The following is an 18,324-nucleotide window of genomic DNA, read 5'->3' on the forward strand; positions in this document are numbered from 1 at the left end:
CTCCTTTTAGTTGGCAGATACTGCGCCAGCAATTGGCGTAGCTAAATACGGGAAGCTAGTGGAGTACTCAGCCGGATCAGGAAGTGCGCCGTCATTAACCACCTGACCAGGATTAGCCACCACTGGCGAGCTACCGCTTAGATCACAGGTTTGCAGACCATTCGCACCGAGTAATGCCCCTTCCGCTACAGTGAGCGCAATATCGACCACATCATCGCTTACCCGACGACCATTGGGGAAACCTGCCAAATCGCAACCCAAAAAGCCCAGATCGCTATAGCCTTCTGCACCAGGAACAACCGGCGCAATTGCCGTGTTCATACGCAGCATTTCACCCGGCGTGGTCAAATTTGCCGGTGAGGTAAATTTGAAGTTTGCTGGGGTGTCATTAGCGCCAGTGGTCACGCCAGTTACAAATGCCGCAAGCAGGTCGGTACGGCCGCCCTCTGGCATTGGCGCGGGCACGCCAAACAACACCTCAACTAATGTTGGCAGGGTTGGGTAAAGCACGTAGCTGGCAAAATTCGCCACATCGTCTTTCGGCTCGCTAGCATTAAATTTGTCTTTATCCGTAATACCGATAACCACTTCGTTCACCAGTGGACTGCCCAAACGCGATACCTGAGTCCATGCGCCACCTTCAATGCTCGGGCCCTGACCAGCGTCATTGGCTACCGGACCTGCGGGATCAGGATTGAGGATACGACCTTGACGCTTGCTTGCCGTTGTCCACGCGCCAATAACCGGATCGCTACCGGCGGTCACACAGCTAATAGGTAGTTCCAATGCCAGCGACGTCACGTTTTTATCGGCAATGGTATTGCTGCGGGAGTCCCGCGCGCCCAGCGGATTCAGGTTTACTTGGTCGAAAATCTCACCCAAATTCACCACAAAGCCTTCACGACGCTGACCAACAAACAAGCGGCCTTGGCCGGTACAGCCAGGCACAGCAATATCGTAGACATACTGCGCGGCATAACCGGCATAATCTGGAATCGTTTTATTACCAATATTATCAACTGGCTTGGTGAACGTAGTCCCACCGCCCGCCATACTTACCGCACTGCTCGTTCCGCTGCGGCGATCACCGCTGACCACGTTAACCGAATAGGTTTCGACTACATTCAAAAAGCCAGGGGTGCTACCACTACCGCCGCCCACTGCTGACAAGGGCACTTGCACGCCGCCATTGCCCGTTTCAATTTCGCCATTAGTGATTAAACCCGCCGCGTTGGCCTGACCATAGGCATTGTTAAATTTAAATTGAAAAGTAAGGTCTTCAACCGCGTCGCCATTATTGTCGATATGTATTTCGTAAAGCGCGGTGGGGTCCATAGTGAAGTAATTGGGGCCGCCGTAGGCGTCTTGCAGGGGCTGGTAATTCGCAATCAGGGTGACGTAATCACCACGATTCGCTTCATAACTACGGAACATGTAAAAGTCGGTGCCGTCTACTTTCGGCGAACCGGCAATAAAAGGCGCTTCGCGGTGGCTGGATGCCATCGCATACTGACTGAGAATGGCTGCGCTAAGCACAGATAGAGCCAGTAGCCCTCGCTGTGAGGATCGCTGAGTAATGTATTTCATTATGGCACCTCGGTTATTAGTGGTTGTGCCCGGTCTTTACGACGCGGACACACACCCAGATCACCCGAAATGCCAAATCAATACGAAATACTACCTAGACGCGTTTAATGCCAAGGCTTAAAGCCTCGAGTAAATCACTGTAAGCGCGGCGCTTTGAACACTATTTTGCCCTCCGCCACCGTGGCATTGATCACCTGCCCAGCAATAAATTCACCTTTTAATAAACTTTGCGCCAAGGGGTTTTCAAACTGCTGCTGAATCGCCCGTTTTAATGGCCGCGCGCCGTAGACGGGGTCAAAGCCAATATCTGCAAGGCGATCTAAAACTTCCTCACTCACCTCTAAACGCAGCTCCCGCTCCGCCAAACGGCTGTTTAAAATGCCCAGTTGAATACCGGCAATAGCCTGTACTTGGGTGCGGTCCAGCGGTTCAAAGACCACCAACTCGTCGATGCGGTTAATAAACTCTGGACGGAAATGGCCAGACACCACATTGAGTACGGCGTCGCGAATTTTCGGGTATTCACTGCCTGCAACAGTCATTTCTTGAATAACGTCGGAACCGAGGTTCGAGGTCATCACAATCACCGTATTGCGAAAATCGACCGTGCGGCCTTGGCCGTCGGTAAGACGCCCGTCATCCAAGACCTGCAATAAAATATTGAACACGTCAGGGTGAGCCTTCTCAACCTCATCTAATAACAGCAATGAGTAAGGACGACGGCGCACTGCCTCGGTGAGATAGCCACCCTCTTCATAACCAACATAGCCCGGAGGCGCGCCAATCAAACGCGCCACCGAATGCTTTTCCATAAATTCCGACATATCAATGCGCACCATGGCGTCTTCGCTGTCATAGAGGAACATCGATAAGGCTTTGCACAGTTCGGTTTTACCGACCCCAGTTGGCCCCAAGAACAAGAAGGAACCGTTCGGCCGATTGGGGTCACTTAAGCCCGCGCGGCTCCGGCGCACGGCATTTGAGACCGCGTCTACCGCTTCGCTCTGACCAATTACCCGCTGGTGTAATTCATCTTCCATGCGCAGTAATTTATCCCGCTCTCCTTCCAACATTTTGCTGATGGGAATCCCGGTCCAGCGCGACACCACCTCCGCGACTTCTTCTTCAGAAACTTTGTTGCGCAGCAATTGCATGGCGCCATGATCCACTGCATCGGCAGTGGCCAACTGCTTTTCTAACTCGGGAATTTTGCCGTATTGCAGCTCAGACATGCGAGTTAAATCACCGGCGCGACGGGCGGTTTCCAGCTCGAGTTTAGCCTGTTCTAAATCCACCTTAATTTGCGCAGAACCCTGCAGTGCAGCTTTTTCACCCTTCCAAATTTCATTAAGATCAGAAAACTCTTTTTCGACCTTGCTGATGTCGGCATTCAGTATTTCCAGCTGTTTTTTTGCGGCAAGATCATCGTCTTTTTTCACGGCCTCGCGCTGAATTTTCAACTGAATCAAACGCCGTTCAAGCTTGTCCATCACCTCTGGCTTGGAGTCGATCTCCATACGAATACGGCTGGCCGCCTCGTCGATTAAATCAATGGCCTTATCCGGCAGCTGGCGGTCGGTAATATAGCGCTGGGATAGTTTAGTCGCAGCGATAATCGCTGAGTCGGTGATGTCCACGCCGTGATGGACTTCGTAGCGCTCTTTAAGGCCGCGCAAAATCGCGATAGTGTCTTCTTCGGAGGGTTCTTCCACCAAAACTTTTTGGAAGCGCCGCTCCAGCGCTGCGTCTTTCTCAATAGATTGGCGATACTCATTTAAAGTGGTGGCGCCCACGCAGTGCAGCTCACCCCGCGCCAAGGCCGGTTTGAGCATATTGCCCGCGTCCATTGCACCCTCGGCTTTACCGGCGCCAACCATGGTGTGCAGTTCGTCTATGAACAAAATCACCCGCCCCTCTTCCTTGGACAATTCATTGAGCACCGCTTTTAAGCGCTCCTCAAAATCACCACGGAATTTTGCGCCAGCCAGCAAGGCGCCCAAATCCAACGAAAGAACTCGTTTGTTTTTCAGGCCCTCCGGCACTTCGCCATTGATAATGCGTTGCGCCAGACCTTCAACGATGGCGGTTTTACCCACACCGGGCTCGCCTATTAGCACCGGGTTATTTTTGGTCCGACGCTGCAAAACTTGAATGGTACGACGAATCTCATCGTCGCGGCCAATAACGGGATCGAGCTTGCCTGACTCGGCCCGCTCAGTTAAATCGATAGTGTATTTATCCAAGGCCTGGCGCGACTCTTCAGCCGAGGCATCATCGACGGATTGACCGCCACGCACTTTATCAATCGCAGCATTGAGTGCGCCTTTTTTAACCCCACTATCGGCAAGGAGCTTAGCGGCTTCGTCGTTGGACTCCAGCATTGCCAGCAGCACTAACTCACTGGAAATATAACTGTCTTTACGCTGCTGCGAGAGTTTGTCAGTGACATTAAAAATACGCGCCAGAGCCGGTGAGATATGCACGTCCCCACCCGCGCCTTGCACCGTAGGCATGCGCTCCAACGCCGCCGCAATACTCTGTTCCAAAACGGGAACATTCGCACCCGCTTGGCTTAGCAAAGGTTTAGCGCTCCCCCCCTGCTGCTTGAGCAAGGCACTGAGTAAATGCACGGCTTCAATGTATTGATGGTCTTTGCCCAGTGCCAGCGACTGAGCATCTGCAAGCGCAGTTTGCAAAGAAGTAGTAAAACGATCTATTCGCATTTTAAGCTCTCCGACAACAGTGACGAGAAGGCAAAGCCCTCACTAACCATGATGTATAAATGGGGGAGCAGGGAGCATATTTCAAGATGGCTAAGGGTAATCCCCTAGTTTCGGAGCCTAAGACTTGATGTAGACTAGGCTTAACTGACGGCCAGTGACGCCGTCGCGACGAAAGGAATAAAACGCGTCGGTTTCAGCAAAGGTACAGCGTTGCGCGCCACCCACCCAGCCCACGCCGAGGGCGTGTAATTGCGCCTTGGTCAACGCGTACAAGTCGGCATGGTAATGGCCAGCCTTGTTGGCTGCGGGACAAAACGCGGCATGAATCTCCGCCGGTGCTGGCCCAGCAAAACCAGCCTGAAAGGCCTCATAGACCTCGCCGCCCACTTCAAAGTGAGTTTGGGATATGGCAGGGCCAATCCATGCCAGCAGTTCCGAGCTTGGACAATGAAAAGCGCTGACGGTATTTGCCAACACCCCCGCACACAGCCCTCGCCAGCCGGCGTGAGCCGCGGCGACCTGACTGCCGTCGCGGCGGCAAAACAGCACTGGCACGCAATCGGCGGTTAACACCCCACAGCCTAAGCCGGGACGGCTAGCAATACTGGCGTCCGCGTTCACTGCGTCTAACGGCGATTGCGATGTTAGGGTGGCAACGTCGGTGCCGTGCACTTGATTCAACCAGCCAATATGGTCTAAACCTTGGCATTGCGCGACTAACTGGCGACGATTTTCCGCCACGGCTGCTGGGCTGTCGGCAACGTGGTCGCCAAGATTAAAGCCTTCATACGGACCCGTACTCGCGCCCTTAAACCCCGCAAAACCACTTCGGGTGGTCGACAGCGCGACCACCGACGCCGGTGCAGGCCAATCAGGCGTCAGCCACACTCAGCGTACATCCTCGGTAGACAGCACGGCGAGCAAGGCTTTCATATCTTCTGGCAGCGGCACTTCCCAAGACATGGTGTCACCGGAAATGGGGTGTTCTAGCTCCAAGCGGCGCGCGTGCAGCGCCTGACGGCCAAAGCCGCGCAACTGGGTAATCAACACCTCACTGGCGCCCTTAGGCAAGCGCGGCCGCCCAGCGTAAAGCGGATCGCCAATTAGCGGGTATTTAATATGCGCCATATGAACCCGTATTTGGTGGGTACGGCCAGTTTCCAGAAAACAGCGAATATGGGTGTGATTTAAAAACCGGCGGGTAACACGATAATGGGTAATTGCTTCTTTACCACCAATTTGGCTCACCGCCATTTTAGTGCGCTGACGCGGGTGCCGGCCCATCGGTTCATCTACCGTGCCGCCACCAGTCATGGTGCCAAAGACCACGGCATCGTATTCCCGGTGCACTTCTCGCGCCTGAAGCTGGGCGACAAGGCTGGTATGCGCCTCTAGCGTTTTAGCGGCGATCATCAAGCCAGTCGTATCCCGGTCGAGACGGTGAACAATACCCGCGCGCGGAACGGTAGCGATGTCGGGGAAGTGATTTAACAGTGCATTTAATAATGTGCCATCGGGATTACCAGCGCCGGGGTGTACCACTAAACCTGAGGGTTTATTTATTACCATGACATGGTCATCTTCATAGACGATATCAAGCTCAATTTTTTCGGCTTCCCAGCGTACTTCCGACTGTAATTCGGCGTGCAATGCCAGCTTATCGTCCTCGTAAACTTTGTCGCGAGTACGCTGAACCTCACCGTTGACGGTGAGTTCGCCGCTTTTTATCCAGGTCTGGAGGCGCGAGCGCGAGTACTCTGGGAACAACTGGGCGGCCACTTGGTCAAAACGGTCGCCATTGAAGCCTGCAGGAACAATTTCCTGTCGTTCTATAATTTCGGTCATAGCTGATTCTTTATACCATCTGCGTGCTGTGTTTAAATAGCAGGCCCTTGCTACGGTAGGGGGTCATCGGGGATATTCCGCTATTTGGAAAAATTACATGAAAGCTGTCGTTAAGGTCTTTGCACTTCTCTTTATAAGCATATTGGTTGCTGGCTGTGCCAGCGGCCCAGATCGGCCCGAAATGTCGGAGCGAGAAATCTACGAAGCTGCGCAAGGCTACCTGAAAAGCAAAAACTTTTCATTGGCCGTGGACAATTTACAGCTCTTAGAAAGCCGCTACCCCTTCGGCCCGTACGCCGAACAAGCCCAGTTAGAGATCATTTACGCCTACTATCGCGGTGGCGACAACGAGGCGGCAGTGGCTGCGGCTGATCGCTTTGTTCGCCTGCACCCCCAACACCCGAAAGTGGACTACGCCTATTATATGCGCGGACTCGCCAATTACACCGAAGGTGAAGGCTTTTTAGAGCGTTTTATCCCCACGGATATGACACAACGCGATCCGGGCTCAACTATTCAGTCGTTTGACGACTTCCGTCAGCTACTGCAACGCTTCCCAGACAGCGAATACGCCCCCGACGCAAAAGCCCGCATGGTGCAGCTGCGCAACCGTCTGGCGCGCTACGAAATCAACGTCGCCAATTACTACTTCAAGCGTAAGGCCTACCTTGCCGCCGCCAACCGTGGCCGCTACGTCATTGAAAATCTGCCGCAAACCCCAGCCATACCAGACGCTTTAGCGGTTATGGTACAGGCATACTTGCTACTGGAAATGAATGATTTGGCCGATCAGTCACTGATGGTACTGCGCAAAAACTACCCAAATCACCCCTCGCTAGATAAAAATGGCAACTTTGTGAGCCAAGTCGGCAAAGATCAAGAAGGCTCGTTGCTCAACAAGGCGACCTTGGGCTTGCTGGACCGCTATGAGCCACCAAAGTTTGATAATCGGGAAGAGACGGATTGAGGGAAAGTCGGATGTCGGGCGTCTGAAGTCAGACGCTTGACGGGAGATGGGAGACGCTTTTTTGGCGTTAAGCCCGACCGCTGGAGTTTAAGATGATTTGCCAAAAGGTCGCCGAGTGCGGCCTTTTTTTATGGGTGCCGCCTTGGTCTCACAAAACGCTGGACGGGAGACGGGAGACGCTTTTATTCGCTGCGCTCACGGTGGGGTTAAATCGGATGTCTGACGCTTAAGGGCATTCGCTTCGCTCATATGGATACCTGCCTGCGCAGGTATGACTCGACAAGTAAAATACCCAGTGAAGCTACAGCGTCGCCCCTGCGAAGGCAGGGGCCTATCCCAGCAACGAAGTGGCTTACCTTAAGATGGTCAGATTAACAATCACAGTGGAAACTTAGGCTCTGCTTCGCTTTTGCGTCTCCCGTCTCCCGTCCAGCATTCCCGCTTTGCTCGCATAGATAACGGCCTACGTAGGTATGACTGGGGGTTAGGCCTCCCTATATACATTAGTCACTCCTGCGGAGGCCGAGCACCGTCCCTGCGGAGGCAGGGATACATTTATCTACGAAGCGGGTATTGCGCGGTGGTTGGCCATAGCAAGGCACCAAGACCGGTTTTGCGCCAGACGTCCGATTCCAGACGTCTGACGGGGTTTTGCGCCCCCCGCCCAGCATCCAGCGAATCACCCAGCCGTCTCCGCCACATACTCTGCCAACTTGGCCTCAGCCTCGTCACCAAACAAAATTTCACACGCCTCACGCAGGCCAGGTGCGCTGATTATGTCTTCTCTACGCACCACTAGAGCTATTTTTGAGCGGCGGCGCAGGAAGTCGTCTAGTTTGGTAATCATTTCTCGGCGCGCCGCGTGTTCGATCTCACAGCGCAGGTATTCGGCATTTTCGATGAGTAATTCCGCGCTACTGGGGTCTTCGCGGATCATCTCCAGCATTTCGATAGCACTGCGGCCGTAGCGCCGCCACAGGCGCTGGGTCAGTGGTTCAGAGGAGCTGGGGTCGGTTAAAGCGTCTAAATTCATTAGCATGGCTTGATGCAGGTATTCCCGCTTTACGCTGCGCCCCGGTTCGCCGTACCAGCGCTTATTGGCGTAAGGCACTTTGATGCCTAGGTCTGCCACTAATTCAGCGACTTCATCACCAACATTGATGCAATCAGTGAGTTTGCCGCCAAATATGCTCAGGTGTTGATCTTGCTTGTCGACATCAATAGCGTGTTTACGAGACAACTTCACCCAATCGGCTACGCCGTCCTCGCCTTTAAGTGCCAGGGGTCGCACACCACAGCGCTCAGAAATAATGTCGGCGAGGGTCAGCGGCTTTTCTAGTTTGAGCAAAGCGTTAACATTGTCCAAAACAAAATGCCGATCTGCGTCGGTCACGACCACCTCGGGGCTCTCAACTTGGGTATCGGTGGTGCCGATACAGGTTTTAGGTCCCATGGGAATAACAAAAAACAGACGACCATCGCTCGCAAAAAAAGTCAGTATGCGCTGATTCTCGGTGATCCGATCAACAACCAAGTGAATGCCTTTTGAGAATAAATGACGGTGTGCAGTGTGTTGTCCGCTCAGCTGATTATGTTTGTCGACGTAGGGGCCACAGGCGTTTATCAGCACCTTAGCGCGTACAGTAAATTGCTCGCCACTGATATTATCTCGCACTTGGCTATGCCAAACGCCGTCGCGCCGTTCAGCGCCCAGCGACTCTACGTAGTTCGCGACAATGCCGCCGTAATTGAGGCTGGTGCGCACAAAATTAAACACAAAACGCGCGTCATTGTCGTAAAGATAACAATCTGAGTATTCAAAACCGCCTTCGGCATTGCTGGTATCGATCACTGCCTCGGCATTGGCCAGTGCCTTGCGGCTCATATAGCGCGGCGCGCGAGTCACAAAGCGGCCAAAGAGCCAGTAAACTATCGTACCCAAATAAACTAAAAACGCCGGAAAGCGAAAGCCTCTTTGAATAGTAGTGAGAAAACGAATTTCTTTAACCGTTGAAGGGTAGCTGCGCATCAGGTGATTGCGGCTGCGGCAAAGCTTATTAACCAGAAAATACTCGTGATTCTCTAAGTATTTAATACCACCCCACGCCAGATTCGACGAGTTAGAGCTGGTTAAACCCGCAAAGTCGCCTCGGTCAATTAGCGCAACTTTCACTCCTTTCGCTGCCAGCGCGGCAGCCGACACTGCGCCATTGATTCCGCCACCAAGAATCAGAACATCGAAAGTTCCGCCCTGGAGCTTTCGTACATTGCTTGCCCGTAATTCCATGCTGCCCTAAGTCCGTTCACAAAATAAGAAGATACCGGGCGGCGATAATCGCCACCGGCCACTAGACCAACATGAGCGCGCCTTAATCGCCGATGGGCCACTTCTGGGTAATCGGGTAGCGACGGTCGCGGCCAAAGCCACGCTCGGTAATACGCGTGCCTATTGGTGCCTGACGGCGTTTGTACTCATTGATATCGATTAAGCGCAAAATACGGTAGACCATTTCGCGCTCAAAACCCGCGGCAATAATGGTCTCAGCACTCTCATCGTGCTCAATATAACGCTCAATGACCTGATCGAGAATTTCGTAGGGCGGCAGACTGTCTTCATCTTTCTGGTCTGGTGCCAGCTCTGCAGACGGCGGCCGATCAATAACGCGCTGCGGAATTGCTGGCGAGAGGCTATTGCGGTAGCGAGCCAGCTCAAACACTCGGATTTTAGACACGTCTTTAAGTACGTCAAAGCCACCCGCCATGTCGCCATATAAGGTGGAGTAGCCCACCGCGACTTCGCTCTTATTACCAGTAGTGAGTACCAGCGAACCCTTTTTGTTTGAGATCGCCATCAGCAGCACACCACGACAACGCGCCTGTAAATTTTCTTCGGTTTTGTCTGCACTTAAGCCGTCAAATTCATCGCTCAGGGCGAGCATAAAGGCATCGTAGACCGACTCAATAGAGATCACCTGGTAGCGCACTTTTAGAATTGCCGCCTGGGCCTGAGCATCTTCCATGCTCATTGACGCGGTATAGCGAAACGGCATCATGACCGCCTCTACTCGATCTGCGCCTAAGGCATCTACTGCAATAGCCAAGGTAACCGCCGAATCAATCCCCCCAGACAGGCCTAAGACCACACTCTTAAAACCGTTTTTGTTGACGTAATCTCGGACGCCCAGCACCAAGGTTTCGTATATGTCTTCCAGAACAGGGCGCAGATCACTAATCTCGCCCTCGTCAAAGCGCAGGCGGCGACCATCCCAGTTGGCGGTAACGCAATTAATATACTCAATATAAGCCGGGCTGCGGGCAATCAATTCGCCCTCGGCCGAGACGACCATAGACGCGCCATCAAAGACCAGCTCGTCCTGACCACCCACCAAATTACAGTACACCACTGGCATGCCGCCCTGCCACGCGCGCTGAGCCAGCAGCGCCTCGCGCTCAATTTGCTTGCCGGCATGGAATGGCGAGGCGCTCAAGTTGAGCATTAATTTTGCGCCTTCGGCTTTGGCACCCGCGGTGGGGGCGTCTTCCCAAACGTCTTCACAAATGCTGATTGCGGTGGGCACCCCAAAGATATCCATCACTAAGGTGTGCTTACCCTCTTTAAAATAGCGTTTTTCATCAAAAACCCGATAGTTTGGCAGGCACTGTTTATGGTATTCATTAACCAATTTACCGCCAAAAAACACGCCGGCGGCATTGTATAAGCTACCGTCCAAAGACCGTGGATAACCCACCACAACGTAGCAACGGGGGGCTTGGCTGGCAATTTTATGCAGCGCCCGCTCAATACGATGAACAAGGCTCTCGCGCAGCAGTAAATCCTCCGGCGGGTAGCCCGTAACAACGAGTTCGGGAAACAAGATTAACTGCGGGTCGTGACGAGAAACCGCCGTTTCAATAGTGGCAATAATTTTCTTGGTGTTGCCTTCGATGTCCCCTACAACGGGGTTGATCTGAGCAAGCACAATACGCAGTGAAGTCATTAAACGGTTTCCATCTACAAAAACGGGGCTAAATTCGGTCTTTTCGAGGCAGACCGACCTCAACACTCAATTGGGATGCGATATTCTATCAAATAAGCGGGAGTGCATCCCCCACTATGGACGTATAAACTGAGACCGGAATTAGGGCGCCGCTACGCCCCACCCATTCCGCTGGGGTATTAGCATTTGTGTAGAGTCCCCCTAACATAGGAATAATATGGCCATCGCCCAAGATCATATCCAACAACGCGCGATCATGCGCGTATACAGCGCCTACCGTTTTGCGCTGGCTAGCGCCTTATTCGTGGCCTTAATGTTTGGCCCCGCCAAGTCGACCTTGGGCACCAGTGCGCCCCAGCTATTTGCGGGAGTCGCCTCGGCTTACGCTATTTTTGCGCTAAGCTTATTATTGCGCCACTACTTAATCAAAGGCCACTACACCCCCACCCAGCTGTTCTTTGAGTTTTTTATCGACATTGGCGCGATCATGTTCATGAGCTATTGCTCAGGTAGCACTGATTCCGGGCTGCCACTGCTGCTCATCGTGTCAATTAGCGCCGCCAGTATCACTTTACCCAGCCAACTCAGTTTAGCGATTGCCGCACTGGCAACCATCTCAGCGCTTAGTGAAGTCGCGGCCCACACCCTCTATGAGCGAGTTAGCACCCAACAGTTTATTGTCGCCGGCATTACCGGCATGGCGTATTTCTCTGCCGCCATTGCCATCCGTTACCTCAGTGCGCGCATTGTCAAAACCCAGCAATTAGCAGAACGGCGGCGCACCGACATCGAAACGCTCTCGGCAATCAACCAACGAATTGTGCAGCGCATGCAAACTGGCATCATCGTGATGTCACGCACTGGGCAAATTAAGCTCATAAATGACGCTGCTCAAGAATTATTAGATATTCGCCCAGCCAGTGGCGATCAAGATCAATATGCCCCCGCCGTACTCATTGAAATGGCCAAGAACGCAATTAATGATTCGCAAATTATCAGTGTGGGACCCCGCCGACTTGATCTACACGTAAATATGACTAACTTAGAGGCCCACAATCACAGTGATTGCCTGCTATACATTGAGAACATCAGCAAAATCACCCAGCGGGCGCAAAACCTGAAACTGGCATCGCTGGGCCGTTTCACCGCCAGTATCGCCCATGAAATCCGCAACCCCCTCAGCGCCATCAGTCATGCCGCGCAACTGCTCGCCGAAAGCCCAAACCTCGACGACAGCGACACCCGTTTCGCCGAAATCATCCAAAACCATGCCATGAGAATGAATGATATTATTAAAAACATTCTTGAGCTCTCAAGGGGCCGAACGCCGCAACCGGAGCGTTTCGCACTAGGCAACTGGCTGCAGACATTTAACACTGATTGGCGGCCAACCGAACACACCCAGTACAGCATTACTGTCGAAGTCCTCGGTGAGACAGACATTGTCAATGTCGACCGCAGCCAGCTCAACCAGATCGTTTCTAACATTGCCGACAACGCAGTTCGGCACGGCGCGGCAAAAGATGGACGCGCCGCGTTAATTTTTCGTTGCAGCACTTTAGCCCGCTCTGGCGCCGTTATTTTAGATATCATTGACAATGGCGACGGCATTAAGCCTGAAGATGTAGATAAAATATTTGAGCCATTTTTCACCACCCAAGCCCAGGGCAATGGCTTAGGGCTCTATTTGTGCCGGGAGCTGTGTTTGGCCAACCAAATTCATATTTATTATCGGCGCACCGCAGATCAGCAAAGTTGTTTTCGCTTACAATTCTCCCACCCTGATCGCGGCACTCTGCCGGACTAATTACCGTATTATTGAGAAAGTAATTTGAAAGAGCGAACGAATATGCAGCAGTCCGTACTCATTATTGACGACGAACCAGATATACGAGAATTACTCGAGATCACGATCAGTCGTATGGGCTTACACACGATTGCGGTAGGCAATGTTCGCGATGCCATTCAGGCCCTGAGCCAAAATGAAAACATTAATCTCTGCTTAACCGACATTAAGCTCCCAGACGGCTCGGGGCTGGAAATTGTTCGTCACATTCAGCAAAACGCAATGTGTACTGCCGTGGCGGTACTCACCGCCTACGGCAGTACCGAGCTGGCAGTAGAAGCCTTAAAAGCGGGTGCCTTCGACTTTATTAACAAGCCCGTCTCGGTTGAGCAGTTGCGCAGCCTAGTAAAAACCGCTTTAAAATTAGACCGCCGCGAAACCCAAGTCGACGGCAGCAGCAATACCCGCTTGCTCGGCGAAACCCAAAGCATTGTCAATCTGCGGGAGCAAATTTTAAAACTTTCTCGAAGTCAGGCGCCGGTTTACATCAGCGGTGAATCTGGTAGTGGTAAAGAGGTAGTCGCCCGCCTCATTCACGCCAATGGGCCGCGCAGTGACGCGCCGTTTGTACCGGTAAACTGCGGCGCCATTCCGAGCGAGTTAGTTGAGAGCGAGTTTTTTGGCCACAGCAAAGGCAGCTTTACCGGCGCCTACGATCACAAAGAGGGTTTGTTTGAAGCAGCCAACGGCGGCACGCTATTCCTCGACGAAGTCGCTGACCTACCGCTAAATATGCAGGTTAAATTATTACGCGCCATCCAAGAAAAAGCCGTGCGCCGCATTGGTTCTACCCAAGAAATCCCGGTTGATGTGCGCATCCTTAGCGCCACTCATAGAGACCTTGCCAAGGCAGTAGCCGCCGAGCACTTTCGCAGCGATTTGTTTTATCGTATTAATGTTATTGAAGTGCAAGTACCCAGCCTGCGGGATCGCGCCAGCGACATTCCGCTGCTGGCCAAATTCCTGCTAGAAAAAATTGGCCGCGAGTGGGGCGTCACACCGCCAACCCTAGACAAGTCGGCATTAGCGAGTTTGTGCGTATACGGCTTTCCTGGCAATGTTCGCGAATTAGAAAATATTATCGAGCGCGCCGCTACCCTTTGCGAAAACAATACCATTACCGCCAGCGACTTATCGCTGCCAAGTATTGCCCCACAAGCGCATAGCAATGCGTCCGCGCCCGATAAAGGCAGCCACTTTGCCGCCGCCAGCGGGCAACTCGAAGAGTATATTGCCGGTATTGAAAAAGAGATCATTGCCGACGCGCTGGAAGCCAATCGCTGGAATAAAACCGAGTCCGCCAAAAACCTCGGGCTCACCTTCCGGCAATTTCGTTACAAGCTTAAAAAATATCAGCTCGATGAGAAGGGCTAAAACCTCCTATTAGGAGCGGCAAGATATAGTTTCTTGCCGCTCCGGCAACTCATTACTTATAAAAATAATACATGCGCTTGCGGCCGCTACTTATCACCTTACCGTTACTGGGTTTATAAATAGAATCGCCATCGCCACCCATAATAAAGAAGCGGATTTCGTCGTTCAAATTAACAAGACCGGAGATCGGACTAGGCGGCAAACCGCCGCCACTGTACTCCGTACGAGTGCGGCTGCCAGTGAACAGATCAACTTTGTAAGCAAAGGCGCGACCTAATCCACTTTTGCAGCTAGTAGAATCAGTTCGGGTATCTGGCTGATTTGTCGCAAAATACACGGTACCCGCTTCGGTCAGCGGTGCGTTAACACCTTTTTCACCCACCGCCAAATCAAAGTAATAGCCTTTGTAGTTTGTATCGCGGCCGTCAAAGACATAGCGTTTAGTATTTGTACTAGAACAAGCAACAGCCGCATTATCTGTACCTGAGGCCTCGTAGCCGCCATTAACTGAATCAAAGCAATTGGCACTGACATCGGTTTGATTCAGTAAATTACTGTTGTAGATCGCAGTGGTACTACCCGCCGACGAACCAGTATTGCGATCTATCAGCATATAAAAGCGGTTTTGCACGTTCTGCGCCGTACCCACGGTTGTTGAACTGGTGTACAAGGGGTGTTCACGGTCACCGCTAACGGCAACTACCAAATCGTGATTACGGGTGGGAATGATATCCACGCCATATAAGAACTTGCGCTTGCCGTTACCCGCAGTGCCTAATTCGGCAAATTTACTAATCGCAATTTCCGAGACAGGCACACTGTTTCCGGTAGCGGTATAGGAATCAGATTTATCTAAATCAATGCGCCAAATATTGCCGCCGACATCACTCGCATACAGCCGATCGGTATAGCCGTCACCGCGCCGATCGAGAAAGGTTATATCTGCCGCAAAGGCGCTAGTAAGGCCCGTATTAGCCACACACGTTCCCGCCACGCCCTCGGTAGTCAAGCTCGCGTAATGGCTGCTACCAATACCTGCACAGCTATACAGCGACGCCCAGATAATCTTACCGGTGATACCGTCGAGAATAACCACTCCGCGCCCCATCGTGTCTGCTGCAACGACAGGATCGGCATCTTGTTCTGGCGAGTAACCTGCACCAAAAATCAATACCGGACGATCGCGACCACCTATTTTCGTGACCTTGGGCTGCGACCATGTATAGCCAAGTTCATTAATAATCGTGTTATCGAGCTTCCACATTAACGACGGGGCAAAGGGGTCGGTCACATTCATGGCATACATAAATCGGCCGCCACGACGAGAGCTCAAATACAAATATTTATGACCCGAGGTTGCACTTGTGGCCCTATCGTCTTGGAAAAACGTGGTAGTACCATCAAAGAAATATTTACGTCGCTCCGCTGGTGAGCCTGACGGGGTATCGGGAAAGCGGATTGCCGGATCGTCACGAAATAAACGGGGAAATTGATCTAAAAAATCCTTAGCAACAAAACTCCACAGCTCGCCGCCAGGACGAACTGACACACCCGCACCATTGCTCATTACCGCCGTTTGATTACCGTTAATTGCGCGGAAATGACCATCATTAGCACCGTAGTAAACCACCACGCCAGTACCACTACCGTAGTTAACAACGGCAGGTCTGGAGTGCAGAACGTCGCCATGCACAGACCCGCGAATAGAAATGGGGCAATTGGAATCTCGGGAACCCTGCGGGCACGGGCCAGTCATGGCCTCATTACCAGCAATATCGTCGCCACGAACCCAGTTAATTAAATTTTCTGCCGTTAAGGTATCGCCACTAGTGCCACAAGTTACTGAAGCTCCCGACGTAAATACCCACGTCTCCAACCTTCCTGTGAAATTATCGCTGTCAACGTAGGTTCCACCACTCAACACCACTGAACCAGTGACACCAGCACTGTTGTACACTCCGGCTGTATTCCCTGTGATTTGGCAGTTATCTAAGGTTTTTTGAGCATTTGTTGTGCCTGATGATATGCCGTGGTCACTCTGATTAACCTTAATCAACTTACTTACTTTGGTAATGGGCTTGGCGGTAAACGTAAAATTTCCTTCAATCTTATTACTACCCGAAAACGCCAAGGTAAAGCTATTGGCACCGCTAGCAGTAAGACTACAGGGGCTTGAGCTGCAGCTTGCGCCACCTGGGATATCGCTATCGAGCAAAACCGCATCGTTGCTTGCATTGAAATCAAAGGCACTACCGCTGGTCATTACGATATTGGTTAAGCTGTATACACAACTTGACACACCCTTATCTTTAGTACATGAAACACTACCATTTACAGTACCTCGCGCACCTGCGGTAATTGAAGAAATACTATCTCTACTCGACGCGGATAGCGTAGTTGTAAAATAAGCTGTTAAGGCAGAATTACTGGTATCGAAATTTACCAAACCATTCGCGCCGCAACTCCCTGTGGGGCATTTATTGGTGTAAACCCGCCTCGCACCGCTATTTGTTAAATAATCTACCCGCAACATTTGTGCTGCGCCGCCTTTCTGTACTAAGTCGCCGTCTGGCGCATCACGCGCACCGCCATCGCCTTCAGGGCTATTCTTCCAAAAGCCATCAGGTAGGGCTGGCCAGTTCGCTGAGTTACTTGGCGTGTTGGTCGTCCAAAAACTTAATGCATCATCAACGAGACCGCCGGTTTCAGAGTTAACAATGGAATTTGAGCCAGTGGTAGAGTCATCGGCATCGGTCAATACAATAGAACCAGCGTCATCCACCCCAAACTGAAACTGTTTAACATTGCCAATCCAACGCGGCCCACCCGACGGGTCGGGGCGGAACATCGCAATATAAATCTGGTTCTCGTAAGTACCTTGCGTATTCGCACTCACCGGCAATGTCGCAGACGAAAAAACGCTGTTCACGTCTTGTACTTCGTTGAAAATTTCCAGTAAAACGCGGGTTAAAGCATCACTTTCGGTGCTTTTTACAAGGTAGGCTTCACCGCCCCCCACTTTCGCCATGTCTTGGTAAAAAGCGATCTCGTCGGCGACTTGATTAACAAAACTTTCGCCGTATACCGCAATGCTATAAGTGGTAACGTTACGGTCGATCTGAGTGCTGTCATCGACGTCTACATAACGCATGAAACGAGTCCACTCGTCGCCCCAGTAGCTGTCAGCGGGCGTTAAATTAAAGCCGTTGCCATTTCGAATTGTGGCAAACTCATTGTATTTACTTGACCCAGCGCTATAACCAAAGGCCGAGGTCAACTGTTCTTTCAATTTAGTGCCGGGGTTCCCATTGCCATCTTTTACGCTAGCATTTGCCGCCACTGCATTGCCGATATAAATCATCACCGCATTACTGCAGTTCGTTGAGGTTTCTTTTATTGCGCTATAGTCAGTGCCAGAACAAGAGGTGGGAAGCCCGTTGAGCGCAGCCCAGGTTTCGGCAACGGCATCACCTAATTGACTCTGATTCCCCGGCAGGGTCTGTTTAGTAAGCCCCTTTAAGGTAGAGATCATCGAGTCGATACCAGTCGTGGTGAGCAGTGTTGGCGGAATGAGTAAGTTGCCACAACCGCCTGGGCTGTCGGAGAACGTCATTACACCTACTTTCAACGTGCCCACCAGATCTGGCGAATTCCGCACGGTTTGCAGCGCATTAACTATTGCACACTGCTCCATGCCCCCCACCGTATCGCCCCCTAAAGAAGGCTCAACCGTGGTGGCTAGACCATTTGCGCCGATATACCGGCAGCCATGTACGGCGTTTGCGCTAACATTCGCGCTGGTATGCCAGGTCAACATTACTGTAGCAGGATCTACCGAGGCACTGCTGCCGACAAACAAGTCAATGTCTTCAGCCATTAATGTTGCCGAAGCTAGCGCGCAGCCGAGTGCGGCCAGGGTATTTTTACACCATTTTATCGGCTTTATATTCATGATAAATCAACTCCAAAACGCGCTGAATGTGG

General features: G+C 52.0%; 10 protein-coding genes. 3 read left to right on the plus strand and 7 right to left on the minus strand.

Annotation, left to right across the window (positions count from 1 at the left end; all coding sequences use genetic code 11):
• Positions 1-6 precede the first annotated feature (6 nt).
• The 4 genes from AZF00_RS14130 to rluD all read right to left on the minus strand — a co-directional run bounded on the left by AZF00_RS14130 (position 7) and on the right by rluD (position 6,155).
• The gene (locus tag AZF00_RS14130) at positions 7-1,587 is read right to left on the minus strand and encodes a DUF4331 domain-containing protein (RefSeq protein WP_008251446.1); all 1,581 of its coding nucleotides are present in this window, start codon (positions 1,585-1,587) and stop codon (positions 7-9) included.
• Between the two features lie 134 nt (positions 1,588-1,721).
• Complete coding sequence (gene clpB / locus AZF00_RS14135) at positions 1,722-4,310, minus strand: ATP-dependent chaperone ClpB (RefSeq protein ID WP_062384094.1); 2,589 nt, start codon at positions 4,308-4,310, stop codon at positions 1,722-1,724.
• Between the two features lie 117 nt (positions 4,311-4,427).
• Positions 4,428-5,198, minus strand: a complete 771-nt coding sequence (gene pgeF, locus AZF00_RS14140; RefSeq protein WP_008251448.1) for a peptidoglycan editing factor PgeF — start codon at positions 5,196-5,198, stop codon at positions 4,428-4,430.
• A complete protein-coding gene (rluD, locus tag AZF00_RS14145; RefSeq protein WP_008251449.1) occupies positions 5,199-6,155 on the minus strand; it encodes a 23S rRNA pseudouridine(1911/1915/1917) synthase RluD in 957 nt (318 codons plus the stop codon).
• A 97-nt stretch (positions 6,156-6,252) separates the two neighbouring features.
• Between rluD and AZF00_RS14150 the strand changes: the two genes are divergently transcribed.
• Positions 6,253-7,122: an outer membrane protein assembly factor BamD gene (locus AZF00_RS14150; RefSeq protein ID WP_008251450.1), complete on the plus strand. Its 870-nt coding sequence runs from the start codon at positions 6,253-6,255 to the stop codon at positions 7,120-7,122.
• Between the two features lie 679 nt (positions 7,123-7,801).
• Here AZF00_RS14150 and AZF00_RS14155 read toward each other — a convergent pair.
• Positions 7,802-9,409: a glycerol-3-phosphate dehydrogenase/oxidase gene (locus AZF00_RS14155; RefSeq protein WP_008251451.1), complete on the minus strand. Its 1,608-nt coding sequence runs from the start codon at positions 9,407-9,409 to the stop codon at positions 7,802-7,804.
• 82 nt (positions 9,410-9,491) lie between these two features.
• Entirely contained in the window at positions 9,492-11,120 is a 1,629-nt protein-coding gene (locus AZF00_RS14160) for an NAD+ synthase (protein WP_008251452.1), read from the minus strand.
• A gap of 217 nt (positions 11,121-11,337) precedes the next feature.
• On the opposite strand from AZF00_RS14160, the gene AZF00_RS14165 reads away from it, so the two are divergent.
• Both AZF00_RS14165 and AZF00_RS14170 read left to right on the plus strand, forming a co-directional pair.
• The gene (locus tag AZF00_RS14165; protein ID WP_008251453.1) at positions 11,338-12,927 is read left to right on the plus strand and encodes a sensor histidine kinase; all 1,590 of its coding nucleotides are present in this window, start codon (positions 11,338-11,340) and stop codon (positions 12,925-12,927) included.
• 42 nt (positions 12,928-12,969) lie between these two features.
• Positions 12,970-14,340 (plus strand): sigma-54-dependent transcriptional regulator, encoded by a 1,371-nt coding sequence (locus tag AZF00_RS14170; protein WP_008251454.1) that lies wholly within the window; start codon positions 12,970-12,972, stop codon positions 14,338-14,340.
• A 52-nt stretch (positions 14,341-14,392) separates the two neighbouring features.
• On the opposite strand, the gene AZF00_RS14175 is transcribed toward AZF00_RS14170, so the two are convergent.
• Positions 14,393-18,292, minus strand: coding sequence for a pilus assembly protein (locus tag AZF00_RS14175; RefSeq protein WP_008251455.1), 3,900 nt, complete (start codon positions 18,290-18,292; stop codon positions 14,393-14,395).
• Positions 18,293-18,324 lie beyond the last annotated feature (32 nt).

This window comes from Zhongshania aliphaticivorans (assembly GCF_001586255.1).
In the GTDB taxonomy this organism is placed as follows: domain Bacteria; phylum Pseudomonadota; class Gammaproteobacteria; order Pseudomonadales; family Spongiibacteraceae; genus Spongiibacter; species Spongiibacter aliphaticivorans.